The organism is Streptosporangium sp. NPDC000509 (assembly GCF_042898365.1).
Taxonomy (GTDB): Bacteria; Actinomycetota; Actinomycetes; order Streptosporangiales; family Streptosporangiaceae; genus Streptosporangium.
In genome coordinates, this window is the sequence record NZ_JBIAYX010000003.1 from 12,373 (window position 1) to 35,516 (window position 23,144).

The 23,144-nt window shown below is 72.1% G+C and carries 16 protein-coding genes and 1 pseudogene; 4 read left to right on the forward strand and 13 right to left on the reverse strand.

Annotated elements, in window-relative coordinates:
- Positions 1-369 (reverse strand): DUF3499 domain-containing protein, encoded by a 369-nt coding sequence (locus ACFY3D_RS06345; protein WP_350946476.1) that lies wholly within the window; start codon positions 367-369, stop codon positions 1-3.
- 407 nt (positions 370-776) lie between these two features.
- Between ACFY3D_RS06345 and ACFY3D_RS06350 the strand changes: the two genes are divergently transcribed.
- Positions 777-1,232 (forward strand): metallopeptidase family protein, encoded by a 456-nt coding sequence (locus ACFY3D_RS06350; RefSeq protein ID WP_350946475.1) that lies wholly within the window; start codon positions 777-779, stop codon positions 1,230-1,232.
- 156 nt (positions 1,233-1,388) lie between these two features.
- On the opposite strand, the gene ACFY3D_RS06355 is transcribed toward ACFY3D_RS06350, so the two are convergent.
- The 4 genes from ACFY3D_RS06355 to ACFY3D_RS06370 form a co-directional block, all read right to left on the reverse strand.
- Entirely contained in the window at positions 1,389-2,804 is a 1,416-nt protein-coding gene (locus tag ACFY3D_RS06355; protein ID WP_350946474.1) for a DUF5719 family protein, read from the reverse strand.
- Entirely contained in the window at positions 2,801-5,683 is a 2,883-nt protein-coding gene (locus ACFY3D_RS06360) for a glycosyltransferase family 2 protein (protein WP_389975683.1), read from the reverse strand. Before ACFY3D_RS06360 ends, ACFY3D_RS06355 begins: the two co-directional genes overlap by 4 nt.
- A 322-nt stretch (positions 5,684-6,005) precedes the next feature.
- A complete protein-coding gene (locus tag ACFY3D_RS06365) occupies positions 6,006-6,266 on the reverse strand; it encodes a WhiB family transcriptional regulator (RefSeq protein ID WP_037969494.1) in 261 nt (86 codons plus the stop codon).
- A gap of 228 nt (positions 6,267-6,494) precedes the next feature.
- Positions 6,495-8,930 carry a hypothetical protein gene (locus tag ACFY3D_RS06370; RefSeq protein WP_389975685.1) on the reverse strand — a complete coding sequence of 812 codons (2,436 nt, stop codon included), beginning with the start codon at positions 8,928-8,930 and terminating at the stop codon, positions 6,495-6,497.
- Positions 8,931-9,181: 251 nt separating this feature from the next.
- Between ACFY3D_RS06370 and cofD the strand changes: the two genes are divergently transcribed.
- A complete protein-coding gene (gene cofD / locus ACFY3D_RS06375) occupies positions 9,182-10,204 on the forward strand; it encodes a 2-phospho-L-lactate transferase (protein WP_389975688.1) in 1,023 nt (340 codons plus the stop codon).
- Positions 10,204-11,523, forward strand: a complete 1,320-nt coding sequence (locus ACFY3D_RS06380) for a coenzyme F420-0:L-glutamate ligase (RefSeq protein ID WP_389975691.1) — start codon at positions 10,204-10,206, stop codon at positions 11,521-11,523. The genes cofD and ACFY3D_RS06380 overlap by 1 nt, the downstream gene beginning before the upstream one ends.
- A 216-nt stretch (positions 11,524-11,739) precedes the next feature.
- On the opposite strand, the gene ACFY3D_RS06385 is transcribed toward ACFY3D_RS06380, so the two are convergent.
- The 6 genes from ACFY3D_RS06385 to ACFY3D_RS06410 form a co-directional block, all read right to left on the reverse strand.
- On the reverse strand, positions 11,740-14,349 hold the full coding sequence (locus ACFY3D_RS06385) for a bifunctional FO biosynthesis protein CofGH (protein WP_389975694.1): 2,610 nt from the start codon (positions 14,347-14,349) through the stop codon (positions 11,740-11,742).
- 503 nt (positions 14,350-14,852) lie between these two features.
- A complete protein-coding gene (locus ACFY3D_RS06390; protein ID WP_389975697.1) occupies positions 14,853-15,749 on the reverse strand; it encodes a DNA-3-methyladenine glycosylase family protein in 897 nt (298 codons plus the stop codon).
- A 23-nt stretch (positions 15,750-15,772) separates the two neighbouring features.
- Complete coding sequence (locus ACFY3D_RS06395; RefSeq protein ID WP_389975701.1) at positions 15,773-16,867, reverse strand: sugar phosphate nucleotidyltransferase; 1,095 nt, start codon at positions 16,865-16,867, stop codon at positions 15,773-15,775.
- 17 nt (positions 16,868-16,884) lie between these two features.
- Positions 16,885-18,006: a glycosyltransferase family 1 protein gene (locus tag ACFY3D_RS06400; RefSeq protein WP_362896386.1), complete on the reverse strand. Its 1,122-nt coding sequence runs from the start codon at positions 18,004-18,006 to the stop codon at positions 16,885-16,887.
- 92 nt (positions 18,007-18,098) lie between these two features.
- Complete coding sequence (locus tag ACFY3D_RS06405; protein WP_350946466.1) at positions 18,099-19,016, reverse strand: lysylphosphatidylglycerol synthase transmembrane domain-containing protein; 918 nt, start codon at positions 19,014-19,016, stop codon at positions 18,099-18,101.
- A 109-nt stretch (positions 19,017-19,125) separates the two neighbouring features.
- A complete protein-coding gene (locus ACFY3D_RS06410; RefSeq protein ID WP_362896384.1) occupies positions 19,126-19,965 on the reverse strand; it encodes a class I SAM-dependent methyltransferase in 840 nt (279 codons plus the stop codon).
- Positions 19,966-20,088: 123 nt separating this feature from the next.
- Between ACFY3D_RS06410 and ACFY3D_RS06415 the strand changes: the two are divergent.
- A pseudogene (locus tag ACFY3D_RS06415) lies at positions 20,089-20,913 on the forward strand (lysylphosphatidylglycerol synthase domain-containing protein); the annotation flags it as partial.
- A gap of 83 nt (positions 20,914-20,996) precedes the next feature.
- On the opposite strand, the gene ACFY3D_RS06420 reads toward ACFY3D_RS06415, so the two are convergent.
- Complete coding sequence (locus tag ACFY3D_RS06420; protein ID WP_389975705.1) at positions 20,997-22,217, reverse strand: glycosyltransferase; 1,221 nt, start codon at positions 22,215-22,217, stop codon at positions 20,997-20,999.
- Positions 22,218-23,111, reverse strand: coding sequence for a glycosyltransferase family 2 protein (locus ACFY3D_RS06425; RefSeq protein WP_350946463.1), 894 nt, complete (start codon positions 23,109-23,111; stop codon positions 22,218-22,220).
- Between the last annotated feature and the right edge of the window lie 33 nt (positions 23,112-23,144).

Genomic DNA, 23,144 nt, shown 5'->3' on the forward strand with positions numbered 1-23,144 from the left:
TCAGCGGTCGCGCTGGGGCTGTGCGGAGCGAAGCACTCGCAGGTGACCTCGGCGGCCGACCTCGACCCCCTGGCCGACCGGCTCGGTGCCGCCGCTCGGCGTGGGCCTGGCCGCCTCGCGGACCGCGTTCGCGAGGGCCTCCAGGTCGTCCGTGCTCGGCGGCGCGCCATCGGTCGGCAGGCGCACCACCTCCCAGCCTCGGGGGGCGGTGAGCCGCTCGGCGTGCTCGGCACACAGGTCGTAACAGTGCGGCTCGGCGTACGTCGCCAAGGGTCCGAGAACAGCGGTCGAATCGGCGTAGACGTACGTGAGCGTGAAAACGGCAGGCTGACTGCACGCGGTGCGGGAACAGCGGCGGACGGGGCTCACGGTGGGACCGTATCCGGTAAGCGTCCGAGGCGCCACTATCTGAGCGCTCTTAACGAGCGTGTCGCCACAATTCGGACACGTGTCCCGGGTTCCACCTGCCTGTACGGCTTACAACCGTTCGCCGATTCCCGGTGTTTCTCCGGGAGGATCAACGAGCCGCCGCGGGCGGCGTTCCCCGACGGGGTTCTCGTCTCACCGCTGTGCGCCTGACGCGAACGACAGGATCTCCCGCGCGCCCCCTCCCTCCCGCGCCCCTCCCCTGCCGCTCCGCCACCTCACTCCTGTCGTCCGCGCGCCTCTCCTCGGCATCCCCCGTCACCCGCGCCCCCGTCGTCCCCCCTTTCGTCCGCCCGCACTCCGGTCACGGCATCTCCCGCCCTTGTCCGGGTCACGTCTAAGCTGGGGCCGTGAGCCCGGCACCCGGCAGACCCCGCCCTCCCCGCAGGCGCGACAGGCATGGTCGCGGCCTGCGCGGCCCGCTGGCGCCCTCGCACGTGCCGATCGCCAAGGCCCGCAGCGAGCGGTTCGACGATCTCGTCCTGGACGCCGTCGACCGGCTCAAGCCCCGGTGGGCCAAGCAGTTGTCCGCCGTGGAGTTCGCGGTCGAGGAGGTCCCGCCGATCAGCGAGCTGGGCGACGGTCCCGGACTGCTGAACGGCGACCCCATCCCCTTCGGACGCTCGGAGCCCGCCGCGGGGAGCCGCCCGGCCGTTGTGATCATCTACCGTCGCCCGCTGGAGAGCAGGGCGCGCGACCGCGACCACCTGGGCGCGATGGTGCACGAGACGGTGGTCGAGCAGGTCGCGGGCCTGTTCGGGCTCTCCCCCGAGTCGGTCGATCCCGGCTTCGACGATCACGACTGACCCGCCGCGCCGGAGAGGGCCGTCCCCGCCGCGTCCCGAGGCGGCCACGACCGACCCGGCACGACACGGGAGACCACGACGGTCCCGTGGCCTTCCGGTGCAGGACCCCGTTCAGGGCAGGACGGTTCAGGGCAGGACGGTTCAGGGCAGGACGGTTCAGGGCAGGACGGTCGCGGCGGACTCGGCGATCGGCGGGACCAGCGCCCACAGGCGGGCGGGGGCGAGCGGCTGCACGGTCAGCGCGGGCCCGCCCTTGAGCCGTTCCTCCAGGACACGCCCCCCGTAGACCGGTCCCGACCCGGGCAGCGGTTGCACGACCACCGCGAAGGGCCCTTTCACCTTGGTGAGCGCGACCTGCTTGGTCCGCTCGGCGGGGATCTCCACCTGGAACGGCTCGCCCGGCTCGCCCTCGCGCGGGACCACCTGCACGCTCACCAGGCCGGCCGTGTCCGGCGCGGTCAGCAGCAGCCGGGAGCTCACCTTGCCGCCCGTACGGTTGTCGGCGACGACGCTGCCCAGGTCGATGGGGGCCGCCCCCGCCGTGAAGGCCACATCGGTCTTCGAACCGGTGCCGGTGGCGACGAGCCCGGCGACGATCGGGGTGTCCGAGGTGAGCACCAGCGCGGACGGCTGGCCGCCGATCCCGCCGGACAGGTCGAGGCTCGTCACGGAACCCGCGGGCACCTCGACGAGTTCGCGGCCCTGGAGCGCGTACGTCCCTTCGGGGGTGAGTGCCTTGACCTCCACCAGGGTGTCGAACTCCTCGGCGGAGGCGACGATCAGCTCGCGTTTTCCGCCGCCGCCGGGAATGCCCGGCACGACGACGCGGGTGGCGGGGGGCGCGGAGGCGGGCAGCCAGTCCACGCCCCGCCCGTCGTTCATGATCGCCCGTGCCGCGGCGGTGACCCGCCCCGCGCTGGTACGGACCTGGATCGCCACGACGAGCGCCGAGGGGGCGATGTCCACGACCTTGATCGAGCGGCTCTGGCCCGGCTTGAGGGTGAACACGCCGCCCGAGTCGTCGAACACCGGCCCCTCGCCCGTGTAGACCATGATCTCCGCGATGGCCGGGGCGAGATCGGCGTTGGTCAGGTACAGCGTGACGTCCGCCGCGGCCGGCCCCGGCCCGACCAGCCAGGTGCTCGCCGTCGGCTCCGTGCAGCGTGTCCCCGCCAGTCCTCGCTGCTCGCCCGACTTCTCCCTGCGGGTCTGCGAGATCTCCAGACCGGCGGCCATGCTCCCGGTGGCAGCGACGACGAGGGGCGGCGACGAGGCGGGCACCTCGTCGTGCCAGAGACGTCCGGGGACGTCGACGGTGGCGAGGCTCTTGTCGCCCGTGACGAGCGTCGCGGAGCCCGGCTCCCGGCTGCCCGGCGGGACGACCACCCCGACGGAGGTGTCTCCGGGCGCCGGGCAGACGGCCGTCACCGAGGCGACGGGCACCTTCTCGAACCCCGGGGCGGTGACGACGACGGCCTGCGGCTGGGTGGCGTAGGCCACCCCGTACAGGGCGAGGAGGGCCACCAGGACCAGCACCAGCAGGCTGAACCGGTTCTCGATCAGGGATTTCACCGGGCGGCCAGCTCTCTGCGAGGTTCGGGCAGGTTCTGGGGGAGCGCGGGCTCGTCGGACTCGGTACGCGCCCCGGGTGCGGCCAGGACCAGGACGACCAACACCAGCACGGCCTGGGCCCAGAGCCAGCGGCCGTGCCAGGGGTCTCCCGGCGGAGGCACCGGAAGGGCGATCGGCTGGGTGAGCCGCCACACGCCGACCGAGCGGGACAGGCTCATCCTCGCCAGCGAGGGCTGCGAGTCGAGCGCGTGGCTGATCTCCGGATCGACGGGCGCGGTCACCACGACGAACCGCACGCCGTGGGCCGCGAGGACCCGGGCGTCGTCACCGCCCCTGCCGGACACCAGCCCCGCCGCGGCGAGGCGGACCAGCTCCCTGGGCCCTTCGGGGACGGGGATGTCGGCCTCGCCGACCACCGGGGTGCGCCCGCGCAGCACGGTGAAGAGCAGACCACCCGTCGAGGAGCGCAGCAGCAGGGTCCGCTCGCCGCCCGAGGAGTTGTTCGCGGCGAGGGCCGGCATGACGTCGCGTACGGTCCCTCGGAGCGGGCCGTCCACGCCCTTCACGATCCACATGCCCGCCGCGAGCAGCGGCGTGGAGAACGCGACCAGCACGACACCGAGCGCGGCGAGCCTGCGCGCTCCCCCCGCGGCCCGGAACTCCACGATCCTGTCGGCGGTGAGCGCGGCCACCACGAGCATGCCGGTGGCGGCGAAGGCGAGCGGCACCCCCGGCCACGCGGGGGCCTCGACGTCGCCGTTGATCGAGGTGACGGTGGTCCTGCTGACCAGAATCGCCACCAGCACCCCGAAGAGCGCGACGCCCCAGCCGACCGCGATCACCATTCGGTTGCGGCGCATCAGCAGCGCGAGCAGGCAGGCGGCGAGGAGGCCGCCGGTCACCCAGAGCGGCGGCATGCCGGGACCGCCGGGGCTGAGCAACAGCAGCGACCCGGCGGGCAGCGCGGGGTCGACCAGCTCCGGCTGGTGCAGCCCGGCCTCCAGCAGCAGCTGCCCGGGGTCGGCGACCACCTGGAGGAGCCAGGGGAACAGCAGGGCCACGGGGACGGCGAACGCCACGAGCATCGAGACCGCGACGCCCCTGCGCGGGAAGGCGAGCGCCGCCAGCGCGCCGAGGATCGCGGTCAGCGGGTAGACCAGCGGGGCGAAGGCCGTGCCGACGGCGAGGAGAAGTCCCAGGCCCCAGGCGGCGCGGCGGGCGCGACGGCGCTCCGCGGTGAGGACGGCGGTGGCGAGCGCCGCGTAGACGGGCAGCAGCACGAAGACCACCGCGGTGCCGAGCCGTCCCGCGGCGACCGCGCCGGTGGCGACCGGCAGGAGGGCGTACGAGGAGGCGAGCCAGACCCTGGTCCAGCGGCCGGGGATCATCGACCGGGTGGCCGCGTACGCGGAGATCCCCGCCAGCGGCACGCAGCCGAGCAGCAGCAGCGACACCGCGAGCCACGTCTTGCCGAACAGCAGCGTGGAGAGCACGGCCAGCACCGCCACGTACGGCGGGGCCCACGCGTCGGTGCCCAGTCCCACCTGGTGGTAGCTCGCGCGGTAGAGGTCCCACAGGTCGGAGGCCCCGCCGATCACCGGGACGAGCGCGCCGCCGCCCAGCCTGGCCCCGCCGGTCACCGCGCGCTCGGCGACCAGCGTCACCAGGACGAGCGCCAGGAAGAGCAGGACGCCGGGGTTTCCGAAGACGCGCTGCATCACCCCGGCGTCGGTGAGCAGCTCCTCGCCGTCCTCCTGCGCGTGCGGCGAGGCCGCCATGGCGTGGTGGCGTCCCGCGGACTCCACGAACCCGCCCCCGGCCAGGTAGCTCCGTGCCCTGTCGGCGAGCCGGCGGTAACCGGCGCCCGGCTGGGTGAGGAGCCGGCTCACCGCCGCGTACCCCTGCCTGCGGCCCTTCGCCCGCACCCGCCTTGCCTTGATCATCCGGATGGGGTGGCCGAACACCGAGCCGAACGCGAGAAACTCGTCCAGCGCGTTGGCGGGCTGCTTGGCCACCAGGAACAGCACCGTACGGAAGATCGACCCGAAGGCGTTGCGCACCAGTGCCCACAGCAGCGGGCGCAGGGGCAGGTTCGCCATGACGACGAAGAGCGCGTTGCGGCGGTCCAGGCGGCGGGGGTGGTCCCCGCTCGCGGTGATGCGGCGGCGCCGCCGGGTGGCCGCCTCCGCGTGCCAGGCGACCGCCCCCGTGACGTTCCGCACGCGGTGTCCGGCGTTCCTGACGCGCCAGCACAGGTCGAGGTCGTCGCGGAACAGCGGCAGGGCGGGATCGAGCCCGCCGACCTCCTCCCAGACGTCCCTGCGGACCAGCATGCCCGCGGTGGAGACCGAGAGCACGTCCCTGGTCCCGTCGTACTGCCCCTGGTCGAACTCGCGGGCCTCCAGCCCGGTGTCCCTGCGGCCGGTACGGTCGACGGTGACACCGACCTCGAGCAGGAGCCGCCGGTCGAGCCAGTCGCGGAGCTTGGGCCCGAGCACCGCCGCCTTGGGGTCCTCGTCCGCGGCCTCCAGCAGGAGCCGCAGGGCGTGGACGTCCGGGGCGCAGTCGTCGTGCAGCAGCCAGATCCACTCCTGTCCGCCACCGGGACCGAGCCGGTCGAGGACCTCGGCGACGGCCTCGCCGAAACCGGTCGAGCGCGGCAGGGTGAGCACCGCCCTGGAGCCGAGGGCCGCGGTGAGCAGCGCGGCGCTGCCGTCCCTGCTGCCGTTGTCGACCCCGACGACCCGGTCCACCGGGCGGGTCTGTTTGAGCAGGGCTTCCAGGGTCTCCCCCAGCCAGCGGGAACCGTCGTGGGAGACGACGATCGCGGTGACGGTGTGGTGGGGGCGCTGGGGGTGCGGGGGGTCGGTGATGGACATATGTCCCGTGTTCAGGAGTGGTGGTGATCGGCGCGCTAACGATACGGCACCCTCTGTCGGACTATGTCTTACACCTGGTCGCGGGCATGAAAAAAGGGTCACGTGACCGACGGTCACGTGACCCCGTGGACATATTCGTCAAACGCCTCCGAGAGGCGTCATGCACTTCTGCCAGACCGACCAAGCCTCTTCGCCACCGCTTCGGCGCCTCGGTCTCGATCGGTTTTCATGGTGTTCATGGTGTTTGTCGTGTTCATAGTGTTCGTCGGTGCCCGGACGCCCAGAGCGCTCAAGCCTTCCGGCCACCCGGTCTCCGGACGGCTCAGACCGCCTCACGCTTGATGCGGCGGCGTTCACGCTCCGACAACCCACCCCAGATTCCAAACCGCTCGTCGTGTTCGAGTGCGTACTCAAGACACTCGGCACGCACCTCGCAGGAGCGGCAAACCTTCTTGGCCTCGCGGGTGGACCCTCCCTTCTCCGGGAAGAACGCCTCCGGGTCGGTCTGCGCGCACAAGGCGCGCTCCTGCCAGCCAAGCTGCTCTTCAGCGATGCTCTCCTGTGCGATGACCAGGTCGGCCACTGCACACCTCCCTGCCGCAAGCCCGCAAAATTGGAGCCCCCCTATGAACGCCTCCCCCTTACCCACCCAGAGGAAGGCGTAACAACACGTGTGTAATTACACGCGTGTGCTCGGTGTGGCGTCAAGCGGCATGCTGGTATCCGGGGAAAGACCTGCTCTCCCCGGTTGTGGGTCGTGTGCCTGCCACGACGGCAATTGCACCAGGTGATCGCTTCGACCGCCAGGGGCTCAGTGCTCTCGGCGGTCGGAACCGTACCAGGACATGTTCTGATCCTGACCGGGGCCCACCCTCTCTCTATCCGTGGTTTCCTCATCCGTGACCTGACCTGGGCGTTGTTCGGGCTTGTAGATCGCCGTGGGGTCTATCGGCTGCGAGTCCCACGTCCTGGCCGCGGGCGAGGGACCGCTCAGCGGGTCTCCCTGGTAGGCGCTCGGGTCGAACCGGACCGTCGTCTCCGACTGGGGGTCCCACTGGTGGGACCCGTACGGCGCCTGGGAGTCCTGCGGAGCCTGAGGGGTCTGTGAGGGCTGGGGACCCTGCGGGGGTCGCGGGGCCTCAGGGGTCTGCGGGTGCCCGAACGGGCCCTCGTACCCCGGGGAACCGTACTCGGGAACGCGCAGCTGCGGCTCGGTGCCGCCCTGCTGGGCCTGCTGCTGGTAGCTCTCCGCCTGCTGGTACGCCTGGGCCATCTGCTGGGACCTGAGGTCCACCGGGTCGGGCGCCGGGTATGCCTGGCTCTGCTCACCCTGGCGGCCGAACTCGGCGCCGGAGTAACCGGTGAACGGCTGGCCGTAGTTCTCCGGCGGCTGCGGGAAGGACTGCGGCGGGCCGTCGAACGGCGGGTGCTGCCGGCTGTCCGCCGGCCGGCCCTGGTGCCCCTCGGCCTGCTGCTCGGGCTGGTGCCCGTAGCCGGGCGACTGCGGCTCCGGCTGCGGGTAGGACTGCGACTCCCGGTGCCCGCCGAAGCCCGGGACCTCGGAGCGCTGGTAGCCCTGCGAGTCGGCGTGCGGGTATCCCTGCGGATCGGGCTGCGGGTAGCTCGGCTGCTCGGGTTGCGGGTAGCCCGGCTGCCGCGGCTCCTGATCGTACGCGGGAGAAACCGGCGAGACCGGGGACGTCGGAGGCTCGTCCTGGCGGCCGAAGAGCGGGTCGGACTGCCCGGAAGGAGCGGTCTGCCCATAGTCGGACCGCAGCGGGTCCGACTGATGACCGTACGCGGACGAGTCGGCCTGCCTGCCGAAGTCCTGCGTCCCCTGACCGTACGACGAGGACGGCGAGGACTCTGAGTACTGGGAGGGCTCTGAGTACTGGGAGTAGCTCGGCAGCCGAGGGCTGGAGTGCCGCCCGGATCCCGACGGCTGCGCCTCCTGGCCGTACGCGGGGGGAACCGGCGAGGCAGGGGACTCCGGGAACGCCGGAGATTCAGCCTGCCTGCCGAAGTCCTGCGACTCCTGACCGTACGACGGGGAGTCGGGGAACTGCGGGTAGCTCGGCAGACGGGGTTCCGTCTGGGCGTGCGGCTCCACCGGGGCGGCGTAGATCGGCGGGTCGTAGGCCGCGGCCGGGGGGTCGTACGGCTTGGCCGGGGCCGAGGGCTGGACGTCCGCCGCGACGTACGGGTTCGGGGTGTAGCTCTCCACAGGCGAGGCGGGCTGCGGGTGGTTCTGCTCCTGCTGCGCGTACCCCTGCGGCTCCTGCTGCTGGGACGGCTGAGCGTAGGGGCCGGGCTGGGCGACGTAGGACTGGTTCTCGGCGGGCGGCGGGTAGGGGGCCTGGGAGTATCCCTCACCGGCCTGCGGCGCGGGGGACGCCTCCGGCCGGCCGTATCCCTCCTGGGCTCCGGTGGAACTGTGCGCGGGCGCCGGCGGGAGCGCGGGGCGCTCGTACGGGGGCTGCGGAGCCGGGACGGGCGGGGCCTCCTGCGGGTATCCCTGGCCGCCCTGCGGCCCCTGGCCCTGCGGATGGCCCTGACCCCCCTGCGGCCCCTGGCCCTGCGGGGGCATCTGCCCCTGGGGACCGTGGGGAGGGGGGCCGCCCTGGGCCTGGGGGTACCCGCCCTGCGGAACGCCCTGTCCCGGAACGCCCTGGGGGCCCTGGGGGCCCTGGGGGCCCTGGGGGCCCGGGAAGGGCGCCTGCTGCCCGGGGACGGGCGGCCGGCCGTAGGCGTACCGCTGCTCCTGCGGGTCCGGGGAGTGGCCGAAGCCGTCACCGGCGCGGAAGGGGTCGCGCGAACCCGGCGGGATCGCCTTCGGCAGCACGTACAGCAGCGCGACCACGGTCAACGCGAGGGCGGGCAGGTTGACGAGGAAGAACTCGACCTTCCCCAGGAAGCCCTCCACGCCCCCGAACAGCCCGCCGAACAGGCCGATCAGGCCGAACAGCGCGGAGAGGCCGAGCGTGCCGGCCACGACGAGGGCCATCACCTTCAGCCGCTCGATCACCGGGCCGAAGTTGGTCGCCAGCAGCACGGCGCCCACGAGCAACGCGGACGCGACCGGCGAGGTGAACTGCCCCGTGAAGGCCGACGAGCGCTCGGCGAAGGAGGACGACGGCCCACCCCCGAAAAGCAGGCGTTCGATGCCGACGAGAACGCTCGCGGACCCGAAGGCGACCATGAGCCACGCCGCCGGTCCCCGGAGCCGGCCCGCCTCGACATTGATCACAACTACCCCCAGAGGGTCTTTAGGTAAACCCGGGTCAGTTTTGCACATGGCTGACTTTGCTGCCGGTGGTCCCGGGAAGCCCACCAACCCCACAAGTACTTTGTTGACACCCTATAAGCCCACATTTCGGGCGTCCTACCAGGCGATCCGACAGGGCGGGCACCCCGCATAACGATCATGAAAAGAGTACTGTGAATCGCCCGCGGGCACCCCGCCAACGGGTCAGGTGACCTAGTGGAACACTGGACGGCATGCGCATCGTCTCCCTCGCCGGCGGAATCGGCGGCGCCCGTTTCCTACGCGGCCTTCTCACCGCGGCCCCCGATTCCGAGATCACCGTCATCGGCAACACCGGTGACGACATCAGCCTCTACGGCCTGCGGGTCTGCCCCGACCTCGACACCGTGATGTACACGCTGGGCGGCGGCATCGACGAGGAGCAGGGGTGGGGACGGCGGTCCGAGTCGCACGTCGTCAAGGAGGAACTCGCCGCCTACGGCGTCGAGCCGCAGTGGTTCGGCCTCGGCGACCGTGACTTCGCCACCCACATCGTGCGCACCCAGATGCTCGACGCCGGATACCCCCTGTCCGCGGTCACCGAGGCGCTGTGCGCGCGCTGGCAGCCGGGCGTACGCCTGATCCCGATGAGCGACGACAGGACCGAGACCCACGTCGTCGTCTCCGACGAGCGGGGCCGTCGCGCCATCCACTTCCAGGAGTGGTGGGTGCGGCTGCGCGCCTCGGTCCCCGCCGAGCAGATCATCCTGGTCGGCGCGGACGACGCCTCCCCCGCCCCCGGAGTGCTGGAGTCCATCGCCGCCGCGGACGCGGTCGTCCTCCCGCCGTCCAACCCGGTCGTCAGCATCGGCACGATCCTGCAGATCAAGGGCGTCCGCGCGGCCCTTGAGGGCAAGACCGTCGTCGGCGTCTCGCCCATCGTCGGCGGCGCCCCCGTCCGGGGCATGGCCGACGCCTGCCTGACCGCGATCGGCGTGGAGACCACCGCGCAGGCCGTCCTCGAACTGTACGGATCACCGCTGGTGGACGGCTGGCTGGTCGCGGAGGAGGACGCCGGGGTCGCCCTCGACGGCGTCGACGTCGAGGCCCGCCCGCTGATCATGCACGACGTCGAGTCCGCCGCGGCCATCGCCCGTGCCGCCCTGGACATGGCCGTACGGCTCGCGGGCCGGCGCGCCGACCCTCCGGCGCCGTACGAGGGTTCTCCCGCCGCGAACGGATCCGGCGCGTCCGCGACTCCCGAGGAAGGTGTGTGATGAGCCGGTTCAGGCGCGGGCAGGAGGAGTCCTCGGACGTCAAGGTGGAGGTCTTCGCGGTTCCCGGCATGCCCGAGGTGCGCGAGGGCGACGACGTCGGCGAGCTGATCGCCACGGCCCTGCCCGACCTGCGCGACGGCGACATCCTCGTGGTCACCTCGAAGATCTCCAGCAAGGCCGAGGGCCGGGTGCTGCACGACGCGACCCGCGCCGAGGCCGTCGAGGCGGAGACGCGGCGGGTGGTCGCCCGCAGGGGTGAGACCGTGATCGCCGAGACGGCGCACGGGTTCGTGATGGCCGCCGCCGGGGTCGACGCCTCCAACACCCGTCCCGGCACGGTCGTCCTGCTGCCCACCGACCCGGACGCCTCCGCCTCGGCCGTCAGGGCGCGCGTCAGGGAGCTGCTCGGTGTGTCGGTCGGCGTGGTCATCTCCGACACCTTCGGCCGCCCGTGGCGCAACGGCCAGACCGACCTCGCCGTCGGCCTCGCGGGGGTGACGGCCGCGCTCGACTACCGGGGCATGTCCGACGACCACGGCAACCCGCTCGAGGTCACCCTGACCGCCGTCGCCGACGAGTTCGCGGCGGCCGGGGACCTGGTCAAGGGAAAGGTCTCGCAGACCCCGGTGGCGGTGATCAGAGGTCTGGCGGAGTACACCACGGAGGAGGACGGCCCGGGAGTCGGCGAGCTGCTCCGCCCGTCCGCCGAGGACATGTTCCGGTACGGTTCGCGCGACGTGGTCTTCGCCCGCAGGACCGTCCGCGAGTTCTCCGCCGACCCCGTGGACGGCGCCAAGGTCCGCAGGGCGGTCGAGGCCGCGATCGCCGCACCCGCCCCGCACCACACGACCCCGTGGCGGTTCGTCCTGCTGGAGTCGGCGGAGACCCGCGAGAAGCTGCTCGACGCGATGCGGGAGGCCTGGATCACCGACCTGCGCGGTGACGGATTCTCCGAGGAGTCGATCGCCAAGCGGGTCAGGCGGGGCGACGTGTTGCGCGCGGCCCCCTATCTGGCGGTGCCCTGCCTGGTGATGGACGGCTCGCACACCTACGGCGACGCCCGGCGCGATGCGGCCGAGCGGGAGATGTTCGTGGTCGCGACCGGCGCGGGGGTGCAGAACTTCCTGGTCCAGCTCGCGGTGGAGGGCCTGGGATCCGCCTGGGTGTCGTCCACCATGTTCTGCCGCGATGTGGTCAGGCAGGTCCTCGACCTGCCCCTGGACTGGGACCCGATGGGTGCCGTCGCCATCGGCCACCCCGCCGCCCCGCCGAGGGACCGCGCCCCCAGGCTCGCGTCCGACTTCGTCGTCGTCCGCTGACGGGAGCACCGGGTCTGCTGTTCGGGCGGACCCGGCGACCGCGACCGCCGCCGGCGGCAGACGTACGCGTGCCTGACGCCGGCGGCGCTCGACGCCGGCTGCCACGCGGTGTCCGCCGGATGACGACAAACCGGGCCCCCTCCCTACATATGGCTACAGGGGGAATGCCGATCGTGCCAACGAACCTTCCGCGAAGACGGCCAGACGTAGAACTTGTTATGACTTCACCGAGGGCTCCAGGGAGAGCAGCGGAAGCGCGTTGGGGCGGACGCTGCGGCAGACGCCGTCACTCGCCCTCGCCGCGGCCACCCGCTCGGCGTCCGGCACGCCGTAGGAGGTGGTCCGCTGCCGGAGCGGCCTCCCGGTCGGGGCGACCATCGCCTCGATCTCACCGATGGTCTTGAAGGAGCCGTTCTCCGACCCGGCCATCCTGCTGATCGTCTCCTCCATCAGCGTGCCGCCGAGATCGTTGACCCCGCCGAGCAGCACCTCGCGGCAGAGCTCGTCCTGGAGCTTCACCCACGAGCACTGGACATTGGCGATCGCGCCGTGCAGCAGGACGCGCGCCAGCGCGTGCACGGCCCGGTTCTCCCGCGCCGTCGGCCCCGGACGGGCGATCCCCGCCAGGTAGATGGGCGCGCTGTGGTGGACGAACGGCAACGGCACGAACTCGGTGAACCCGCCGGTCTCCTCCTGGATACGGCGGATCAGCCGGATGTGCCGCACCCAGTGCCCGTGGTTGTCGACGTGGCCGTACATCATCGTGGAGGTCGTCGGGATGCCGACCCGGTGCGCGGTGGAGATGACCTCGACCCACTCCCTGGTGGGAAGCTTGCCCTTGGTCAGCACCCAGCGGACGTCGTCGTCGAGGATCTCCGCCGCGGTGCCCGGGAGCGAGTCGACGCCCGCATCCTTCGCGGCGACCAGCCAGTCCTCGACGGACAGGTTGGTACGGCTGGCACCGTTGATCACCTCCATCGGCGAGAACGCGTGGACGTGCATCTCCGGCACCCTGGCCTTGACCGCCCTCGCGATGTCGAAGTACGCGGTGCCGGGCATGTCGGGGTGGATGCCGCCCTGCATGCACACCTCGGTCGCCCCGGCCTGCCAGCCCTCCCAGGCGCGGTCGGCGACCTGCTCCAGGGAGAGGGTGTAGGCGTCGGCGTCGGTACGGCGCTGCGCGAAGGCGCAGAAGCGGCAGCCGGTGTAGCAGACGTTGGTGAAGTTGATGTTCCGGTTCACCACGTAGGTGACCTCGTCGCCGACGGCCTCCCGGCGCAGGCCGTCGGCGATCCGGCAGAGCTCGTCCAGCGCGGCGTCGTCGGCGCCCACCCCGTTCTGGTCTCCCGCGAGGTCCAGCAGGACGAGCGCCTGGGCGTCACTCAGGCCCGCCGGGTCGCTCTCGGCCCGGTTCAGGGCCTCCCGCACGTCGCCCCGCACGGCCGAGGTGGCCGCGGGCAGACGCTCCCTGAGCGCCTCCCAGTCGCCGTACACGCTGTCGAAGTCGTCGCGGCGGTCGGCGCCGCGCCCCTCGGTGTCGACCGCCGTGTGCAGGTCGACGCGGCCCAGGGAGACGAAACCGCCGTCGGGCTCCTGCCAGGGGCGGCCGGTCAGGACCGCGTCCTCGCGGGCGAGCCCGGTCTCGGGGTCCGCCAGGGCTGCGACGTGCGCGTTGAGCCTCGGGTCGAGCCAGGGCTCCCCGGCCAGCACGAACTCGGGGTAGATGGTGAGCCGCTCGCGCAGCGCGAACCCGGCCGCGGCCGTACGGGCGGCGAGGTCGTCGATCTGCGGCCAGGGACGCTCGGGGTTGACGTGGTCGGGCGTGAGCGGCGAGACGCCGCCCCAGTCGTCGATGCCCGCCCTGATCATCAGCTCGTACTCGGAGTCGACGAGGTTCGGCGGGGCCTGCACCCTCATCTTCGGTCCGAGCACGAGCCGGGTCACCGCGATCGTCGCGGCCAGCTCCTGCAGGTCGGCGTCCGGCATGCCGCGCATCGCGGTGTCCGGCTTGGCGCGGAAGTTCTGGACGATGATCTCCTGGATGCCGCCGTACTCACGCGCCACCCTGCGCAGCGCGAACAGCGACTCGGCGCGGTCGGCGACCGTCTCCCCGATGCCGATGAGGATGCCGCTGGTGAACGGCACGTTCGTCCGCCCGGCGTCCTCGAGCACGCGCAGCCGCACGGCGGGATCCTTGTCGGGCGAGCCGTGGTGCGCCTGCCCCTTCTCCTCGAAGAGCCGCCGTGAGGTCGTCTCCAGCATCATGCCCATGGAGGGCGCGACCGGCTTGAGCCGCTGCAGGTCCCGCCAGGTCATGACGCCCGGGTTCAGGTGCGGCAGCAGCCCGGTCTCCTCGAGCACCCGCACGGCCATCGCGCGGACGTAGGACAGCGTGTCGTCGTAGCCGTGCGCGTCCAGCCACTCGCGGGCCTGGTGCCAGCGGTCCTCGGGCCGGTCGCCCAGGGTGAACAGCGCCTCCTTGCACCCCATCGCCGCGCCCTGCCTCGCGATCTCCAGCACCTCGTCGGGGCTCAGGAACATGCTTTCCAGCTTGTGCGGGGCGGTGGCGAACGTGCAGTAACCGCAGCGGTCGCGGCACAGGCGTGTCAGGGGGATGAAGACCTTGCGGCTGTAGGTGATGATCCCCTGCCGGCCGACCGCCTCAAGGCCGGCGTCCCGCACCCTCCCCGCGTGGTCGAGGAGGGTCTCCAGATGTTCGTCCCGCGCGTGCAGCAGGACGGTGGCTTCGCTGATGTCGAGAGCTTTGCCGTCGCGGGCCCTGGCCAGAGCCCGGCGCATCGCGTTGTCGGTGGGGTTAGCGCTCATGACCGCACAGTACGACGCGAGACGAGAACGTGGGGCGGCGGGTACCCGCTCACGGCCCCCGGGCCCCAGCACAGGCCCCGGGCCCGATGCCCGCCCCACTCGAATGTCCGGACGCCGGACGCTGGCGCAGGCCCCGTCCGGGCGCCAGGACACCGCCCGCACCAGACGACGGCGAAGGCCGGACACTTCAGCGTTTCTAAAGCATGTCGTCAAGCAAGTCTCGATAGACGTAAATACTTGCAGATGCATAAATTAGAGACGTCAACCGGAACCCCGCCCCCGCGGGAAACCCGCCCCGATCCTCCGTGGGACCCCCTCGGACCTCACCCGACAGGAGCCGACAGTGCTCTGGTTTCTCCTCGCCCTCGCCGCCGTCGCCGTCCTCGCCCCGCTGATCGGAGCCGACACGCGCGACAGCCTCGACTGGCAACGCGGCGAACCCTTCCCCGACGAGGGAACCCGCAGAACGACCGGTGATCGCGCACCGGCATCCGAGGGAGCGCTCAGAACGACCGGTAGTCGCGCACGGACATCCTCGGCCCGCGAGCGGGTGGCCGCACACCGCCCAACCCCAGCAGCCGGCTGACCCGGTGCCGGTGCCCCCGGTAGGGAGCGAGCAGCCGCAACATCCGCGCGTCGTCCACCCGCTCACCGCTGAGCGACCAGCCGACCAGCGCGGGCAGGTGGAAGTCGCCCACCGAGATCGCGTCCGCGTCACCGTGCGAGCGCTGGCGCACCTCGGCGGACGTCCACACCCCGATCCCGGGCAGCGCCCTCAGCAGCCGATCCGCGTCGGCGCTGCCCCCGACCGCCTCCAGCCGCCCCGCGTACCGGGCGGCGTTCGCGATCGTCCGGGCCCGCACCGCCTCCGCCCCCGCGCGGTGCCAGTCCCACGAAGGGATCGACCACCACACCTCGGGTGGCGGGAAGACCCTCATCCCCTCGGGCGCGGGACCCGGCGCGGGCTCGCCGTATCGGCCCAGCAGCCACCGCCACGCCCGCCGCGCCTCGGTGGACACCACCTTCTGCTCCAGCACGGCCGGGACCAGCGCCTCAAGCACCCGTGAGGTCCTGCCGATCCTCAGCCCCGGATGACGTCTCGCCGCCTCACGCAGCACCTCGTGCCCGGGAACGAACCCCGAGACGTCGTCACCGTCGCCCAGCAGCGCGGGGAGCGTCTCCAGCATCCACTCCGCCCCGGGCCCCCACGCCGAGGCCGCCACCCGGCCGCCCGTGAGGGCCACCCGTAGCGTCCCCGGCCCGTCGGGCGTGCGCGAGGTCCGCCAGAAGGCCCCGCCGGGCACCGACCTCAGGGTGGGGTCGCCGCTTCCGCGCCGGTGCGGGTCGAGTGAGAGCGCCAGGTCGACCGGCCAGGGCGGGCACCACTCGCGTTCCCTCACGAAGGTCCACGCGCCCCGGACGCTCAGATGTCGCTGGAGAAGCGGATCGCGAACTCGGGAAGCACGACGCCGGGCCAGACCCGGCTGCCCGCGAGCAGTTCGTTCCCCGAGCCGACCACGGCGCCGTCGCCGAGGACGACGTCCCTCAGGACCGCTCCAGAGTTGACGCGCGCGCCGATGCCGACCACCGAGTCGACCACGACCGCGCCCGAGTGAACGACGCAGTCGTCCCCGAGCACACTGCCGCTGATCTGCGCTCCCGACTCCACGATCGCGCGGGCGCCGATCACGGAACCGCCGGAGACCTTCGCCTCCGGCGAGATCATGGCGCCGGGCAGGGCGAGGAAGTCACCGGTGGGTCCCGGCAGGGCGGGCGAGGCGAGACGGCCGAGCACCAGGTCGCGGGAGCCCTTCACGAAGGCCGCGGGCGTGCCCACGTCGAGCCAGTAGGAGGCGTCGGCGTAGCCGAGCACCAGGGCGCCGTCCTCGATCAGGCCGGGGAAGGTCTCACGCTCGACCGAGACGACCTCGCCCTCGGGGATCGTGTCGATCACTGAGCGGGTGAAGACGTAACATCCGGCGTTGATCCGGTTCGTCACCGGGTTGGGGGTCTTCTCCAGGAAGGCGGTGACCCGCCCTTCCTCGTCGGTGGGCACGCACCCGAAGCGTGAGGGATCCTCCACCTCGGTCAGGTGCAGGGTGACGGCGGCCCTCCTCGCCACGTGCGTCGCGATCTGGTCGCCGATGTCGTGGCCGGACAGGATGTCACCGTTGAGCACGAGCACCGGGTCGTCGGGACCGCAGGTGAGCGCCTCGGCGGCGTTGCGGATGGCCCCTCCCGTGCCGAGCGGGACCTCCTCCGTCATGTATTCGAGCGCGAGACCGAACGCCTCGCCGTCTCCGAACGCCTCGGAGAACATCTCCGCCCGGTAGGAGGTCGCGAACACGATGCGTCGCACCCCGAAAGCCCTCGCCCTGGCGAGTTGGTGGGCGAGGAAGGGCACCCCTGCCGTGGGCAACAGGGGTTTCGGTGTGCCGAGCGTCATCGGACGCAGGCGTGTCCCTCGTCCACCGACAAGGAGAATCGCCTCTAGATCGGGCAAGGGGGTCTCCATCATGCCGAGAGGTTAACCCACTACTCGATCGCGCGCTGATAGGAGAGCAGGTGCGCCTCCGCCGAGGCCTCCCAGGTGAACTCCTTGGCGCGGGCGATCCCGGCGACGGACAGCGCCTCCCTGCGCTCGGGCGAGGAGAGCAGCGTGCGCAGCGCCTCGGCGATGCTCTCGGCGTCCGGCTCGGTGTAGGCGACCGCGTCGCCCCCCACCTCGGGCAACGAGGTGCGGTGGGTGGTGAGCACCGGCGCGCCGCAGGCCATCGCCTCGAGCACCGGCAGCCCGAAACCCTCGCCCCGCGAGGGGAAGGCCGCCACCACCGCACCGCCGAGAAAGCCGCACAGGTCGGAGAACGACAGGAAGCCCGGACGCAGCACCCGCACGGTCGAGGGGACCTTCTCCACCGCGGCGTCCACCTCGGCGTCGCGGATGCCCCCCGCGAGCACCAGGGCGGGCGGGTCGGGGATGTTCTCGACGGCCCGCACGAAGCCGCGGATCAGGTTCGGCACGTTCTTACGCGGCTCCAGCGGGCCGAGGAAGGCGACGTACGGGGTGCCGTGCAGGCCGAGCCGGTCGGAGGCGTGGGTGATCTCCCGCTCGGACGGCGGGTGGAACAGCGCGGGATCGACGCCGTGGTAGGCGACGTCGATGCGGGTCGGGTCGGCGGAGAGGATCCTGATCAGCTCGTCCCTGGTCGCCTTGGAGGGCACGATCACCCGGGCGGCGTGCCGGACCGCCGTGCGGGTCGCGGCCCGGAAGAACGCCGCCTTGACCGCGTCGTGCTGCAGGGGCTCGGTGAAGCAGGTGAGGTCGTGCACGGTCGCCACGGTGGGCAGGCCGGGACTCAGCGGGATCGAGTAGTAAGGGGCGTGGATGACCTGGGCGCCGACCTGCCGGGCCAGAAACGGCAGACCCGTCTGCTCCCATGTCAGGCGGGCGGCCCGGTTGGTGATCCCGTGAGGCCCGGGCACAATCCGCGCGGAGGGTGCCAACCCGGCGTATCGGGCGGCGTCGGCGCGCTGGCAGACGACCGCGAGATCAGCGCCCGCCCTGTCCAGTGCGGCGACGAGCCCATCGACATACCTGATCAGCGCACCGCGATCGGCCGGAACCGCGGCCGCGTCGACGAGCACTCTCGGCGTCAAGAAGGATCGCCCCCCTCATGATCCACAGCGGGACGACCGTCCCCTTCCTCTTGTTTACTCTATTGCCAGAGTCGCTGAAACCGTGGGGGAAATCACACTGCTTTTCCCGAAGCGCGGTCCTTTCGGGATCCCTCGGCGCGGCGCGCGGTCAGGCCGGCGAGACCCGCGCAGAGAAGGTCTCCGAGGATGATCACGATCCGGGAGCAGAGCGCCACCGTGATCGCCGATCCCCGGTCCAGGACCGGCGCCAGCACGGCCACCATCGCCACCTCGCGCACCCCCGCCCCCGCCGGGACGACGAACGTCATGATCCCCAGACACCACGAGAGCGCGAACGCGCCGATCGAGAACAGGACCGCGGAAAGGCCGGAGGACCCGAGGTCGTGGACGATCGCCGCCAGGTGCAGCCCGTACGCGATCCAGCCGAGCAGCGCCCAGCCCAGCGCGGTGAGCATGCCCCCGCGGGTGAGCGGGCGCTCCAGCGGCTCGCGCCCCAGCTTCCGCAGCCCGAACCCGAGGACCGCGTTCACCACCCTCGGCTCGAAGGCCACCGCGAGCACCGGGATGAGCAGGAACGCCCACGCGTACGGCGCCGCGGCCCCCGGCATCGCCGCCAGCAGGGTCACCCCCGAGACCACGAGTCCGCTGCCGAGCTGCACCGGCAGCGTCAGGAAGAACGCCGCCGCGCTCCGCGACCTGGGCACTCCCAGCTCCTTGCCCATCTCCATCTGGGCGATCACCGGCCACAGCGAGCCGGGAATGTACTTGCCCAGCTGGCCCACGAAGAAGACCTTCGCCCCCGCGCGCAGCGGCAGCGGCGAGCCCAGGTCGGCCAGCAGCGCCCGCCACGTCATCATCCCGCCGCACAGCGCGGCGAGCACCGCGACGAGCGACAGCGCGAGGGACGTCCACGACAGCCGGGCGAACCCCGCGCGGATCTCCTCCCACTGGTCCACCACCACCCACGCGCCGAACCCGAGCGCGACGAGCAGGAACGCGACGCGGGCCACCCGCCTCAGGGTGGACCTGCCGGATCCGGCACCCGCGGTCACGAGAGCCCCGCCGAGGTCACCGCGGCGGCACGCCCCGGGAAGGAGATGTGGCGGGCCCGCGAGGAGCTCACAGGGGGCGTACCGGCTCGGGCGGCCGGCGCAGGGAGGCCCCGGCCGGGCGGCGGTCGCCCCTGGTCGCCACCCACAGGTAGGTGGGCACCACCGGCAGCAGCGCCCGCAGCACCGGGCGGGGCAGCCGCGACAGCACCCCGCCCGCGACCCGTCCCACCACACCGGGGAAGAGCTCGTTCCCGGCGAACGCGGCCGGGGTGACGAGCACGGGGAAGGTGTAGTCCCACACCCGCAGGCCGCGCACCATCTTCCGCAGGCCCCTTCTGGTGCGGTAGCGCTCGTAGTAGCTGTCGGCCCGGCCGAAGAGCCGCACGTAGCGGTCGGCGAGCGCGGGCGGCAGGTAGGACAGGAACGGCAGCTTGTAGTGCGGCTCCATCACCCCGAGCCGGTTGCCCAGCCCCAGGTAGAGGACGCCGTCCTCGGAGAGCACCCGGCGCATCTCGGCCATGATCGCGTCAGGGTCGACCACGTGCTCGTAGATGTGGTTGAAGACCAGCACGTCGATCGAGCCGTCGGGGAAGGGCAGCGCGGTGCCGTCCGCGCACACGAACTCGACCCGCTCGCCGAACCTCTGGGACGCCCTGCGCAGGCCCGGCACGTCGATGTCGACGCCGAACGTGTGGCTCGCGCCCGCCGAGGCCAGCTCGTCGGCGATGAAGCCCGCCGAACAGCCGATGTCGGCGACCGTCAGACCGGCGAGGACGTCGGTGTCCCTGCCGAGGAAGTGCCCGAGCACAGCGACGATCTTCGCGGCCTTCCTGCGGCGCTTCTCCTCGTCCAGCATCGCCGCCTGGAACTCGGAGTACTCAAGCTGGGCGACCCGCTCGGCGCTCATCACTCGCTCACCGCTCCTCTTCTTCCCCTCCACGCGACTCCGCGACTTCGCACGACGCCGCCCAAGAGTACCGGTGACCCGCGACCCTACCGTCGGGTAAGCAGGCCGTCGTACCCTTGGCGGATGCTCAGCCGACTGCGGTCAAGCCGCCTCCTCCGGGTGCTGCTCGCGCTGGTCGCGGTGGGCTTCCTCGGGTACGGCCTGGTCAGGAACCGCGAGGAGACGACGGCCGCGATCTCCCAGCTGTCGTGGTGGTCCCTCGGCGGCTCCTACCTCTCGGTGATGGCCGGGATCGGCTTCATGGTGCTGGCCTGGCGGACGGTGCTGGCCGGGATGGGCTCGCCGCTCCCCCTCGGAAGCACCGCGAGGGTGTTCTTCGTCGGCCAGCTCGGCAAGTACGTGCCGGGCAGCGTCTGGGCGTACGCCGCGATGATGGAGCTCGGCCGCGACCACGACGTCCCGCCCCGGCGCATGTTCGGCTCCGTCTCCCTCGCCCTGCTGATCTCCCTGGGCTGCGCGCTCCTCGTCGCGGCGGTCACCCTGCGCGAGACCATGACCCAGGCGTGGTATCTGCTGGCGCTGATCCCGGTGATCGCCGTCTGCCTGCACCCGGCCGTGCTCACGTTCGGGCTCAACCTGGCCCTGCGGATCGCCCGCCAGGAGCCTCTCGGCCAGGGCCGGCTGCTCAGCGGCGGGGCGGTGCTCCTCGCGGTCGCCCTCACGGTCACCGGCTGGCTGGTGTACGGCGCCCACCTGCTGCTCCCCATGGCCGACCTGGGCGCCTGGGGCGACTCCCTCTATCCGGTGGCGGTCGGCGCCTACGCGCTCGCCTGGGCGACGGGCATCGTCACGGTGATCGTCCCCGCCGGGATCGGCGTCCGCGAGGGGGCGCTGGTGCTCGCCCTGGCACCGGTGCTCGACTCCCCCAGGGCGCTGGTGGCCGCGGTGGTGTCGAGGGTGATGTTCACCCTCGCCGACCTGAGCTGGGCCGGGATCGGCTTCCTGTGGGGACGTCTCTCCCGTCCCGGAGGTCAGCGCGAGGAACCCGGGCCCGCCTCCGAGACCGGACCGGGCTCCGGATCCGGCTCGGGGGCCGGGACCGCGTCCGGGCTCGGGTCAGGACCGGCCTCCGGGCCGGGAGTCGGGGCCGCCTCCGAGACCGCGTCCGGAGCGGCGTCCGAGACCAGCGCCTCGACGTAGGAGGCCCAGTAAGGCTCGGGGTCGACGGCCTTGACCCCCGCGCGGAGCCGCTCGGGCTCACCAGGCCGGTAGAACGCGGTCAGCGCGGCACGCAGGCCCTCCACCGAGCCCGGTTCGACCAGCAGCCCGTCCACCCCGTCGGTGACGTGGTCGCCGAGCGTGCCCACCCTGCTGGCGATGACCGGCACCCCGTGCTCGTGGCCGAGCCACACCTGCTGGCTCGCCGTCCCGCTCCGGTAGGGCAGGACGAGCGCGTCCACGTCCGCGAACAGCCCCGGCAGGTCGGCCGAGGCCACGTATCCCGGCCGCAGCTCCACCCGCCCGTCCAGCCTCAGCTCGGCGGCGAGCGCCCTGGTCGTCTCCTCAAGGCCGCCCCAGAACTCCCCGGCGACCCGCAGCGACACCCCGTCGGGAAGCGCGCGGATCAGCAGGTCAAGCCCCTTGTACGGCCTGACGAGCCCGAAGAACAGCAGCCTGTCGTGCACGCCCTCGGCCGGTCCGTGCCCGCCGTGCCGGTCGGCCCCCGACGGGAGGTGCGGCGCCATCTCGGCCACCCGCACCGGCGTGGCCGCCAGCTCGCGGGCCTTGCCCGCCTGCCCCTCCGAGTGGACGAGCACCGTGTCCACCCGGCGCAGCAGCGCCTTCATCAGCGGCGTGTCGTACGGCTTGCGCTCGTGCGGCAGGACGTTGTGGCAGAGCGCCACGACCCGGGTCCTGCGGCCCAGGCCGTACAGGATGCCCAGGTAGGGCGGGACCTGCACCGGGCTGAGGACGACGAGGACGACGAGGTCGGCGCTCCTGAGCCGCCGCCCGGCGCGGACCCAGCCGTCCGGACGGCGCCAGTCGAGGTCGCGCAGGACGTTCGGGAACGGCTCGCCGTCGGGCGTGTCGACGGTCTGCCGTCCCGGATACAGGAAGGAGGGGTACTGCGCCCGCCACGACTCGATCACCACGTCGTGCCCCGCGGCCCGCAGCCGGTGTGCCAGCTCGGTGGTGTGCGCGGCCCCGCCGCCCTTGTAGGGGTACGTCGGCCCGATGACGGCGATCCGCATCTACTCGCTCCTGGAGCGCACGATGAGGTCGGCCAGCAGCGCCAGCGAGCCGATGAGCAGGCCGGACAGGAAGATCACGATGGTGTTGCTGGTCAGGTAGAACCCGTAGCGGACGATGTCGACGACACCCTTGACCAGGCCGATGCCGACCAGCCAGAGTGCCGGCGGCATGAGGACCTTGAGCGGGTTGAAGTACATCACCATCCGCAGCACCTGCAGGATGTAGCGGTAGGCGTCGGAGACGAAGCTGAACTTGGACTTGCCGGCCCGCTTGCTGTAGCCGATCGGCAGGTAGTAGACGTCGTGCTGGTTCGACAGGAACGACAGCGTGATCGTCGTGACGCAGGAGAAGCCGGGGGGCAGCAGCCGCAGATAGGGCTTGGCGACCGACTTGCGGAACGCCCGCAGCCCGCTGTTGAGGTCGGGGATCTTCTGCCCGGCCAGCCGCTCGGCCACCTTGCGGATGAACCACTTGGCCGGGACCCGCAGAAACTTGTGCGAGCCCTCCTCGCTGGTCCGCGCGCCCACGACCTGGTCGATCGTCGGGTCCTTCTCCAGGATCTGGACGAGCTCGGGGATCCGCTCGTTCGGGTACGTCATGTCGGCGTCGGTCCACACGACGATCTCGCCGCGCGCCTCCTGCGTGCCGATCCTGCGCACCGTGCCGGAGCCGCCGTTGCGGTGGAAGGCCCTGATCCGCATGTTCGGGAACCTGGGCGCGGCCTCCTTCAGCCTGGCCAGGGTCTCGTCGGTGGAGAAGTCGTCGACGGCGACGAGCTCGTAGGTGTATCCGCTGTGGTCCATCGCCTCGCAGATGCGCTCGACCTCGGCGATGACGTGGTCCTGCTCGTTGTAACACGGCAGGACGATGGTCACGTACGGCGTTGCGTCCACGGCTGATCCACTCTCGGGCTCTCGGGCATGCTC

Bases quoted from the DNA above. Each gene is read 5' to 3' on its own strand.
- ACFY3D_RS06360 (WP_389975683.1), bottom strand. From the start codon at position 5,683: ATGTCCATCACCGACCCCCCGCACCCCCAGCGCCCCCACCACACCGTC.
- cofD (WP_389975688.1), top strand. From the start codon at position 9,182: ATGCGCATCGTCTCCCTCGCCGGCGGAATCGGCGGCGCCCGTTTCCTA.
- ACFY3D_RS06380 (WP_389975691.1), top strand. From the start codon at position 10,204: ATGAGCCGGTTCAGGCGCGGGCAGGAGGAGTCCTCGGACGTCAAGGTG.
- ACFY3D_RS06385 (WP_389975694.1), bottom strand. From the start codon at position 14,349: ATGAGCGCTAACCCCACCGACAACGCGATGCGCCGGGCTCTGGCCAGG.
- ACFY3D_RS06395 (WP_389975701.1), bottom strand. From the start codon at position 16,867: ATGATGGAGACCCCCTTGCCCGATCTAGAGGCGATTCTCCTTGTCGGT.
- ACFY3D_RS06410 (WP_362896384.1), bottom strand. From the start codon at position 19,965: ATGAGCGCCGAGCGGGTCGCCCAGCTTGAGTACTCCGAGTTCCAGGCG.
- ACFY3D_RS06420 (WP_389975705.1), bottom strand. From the start codon at position 22,217: ATGCGGATCGCCGTCATCGGGCCGACGTACCCCTACAAGGGCGGCGGG.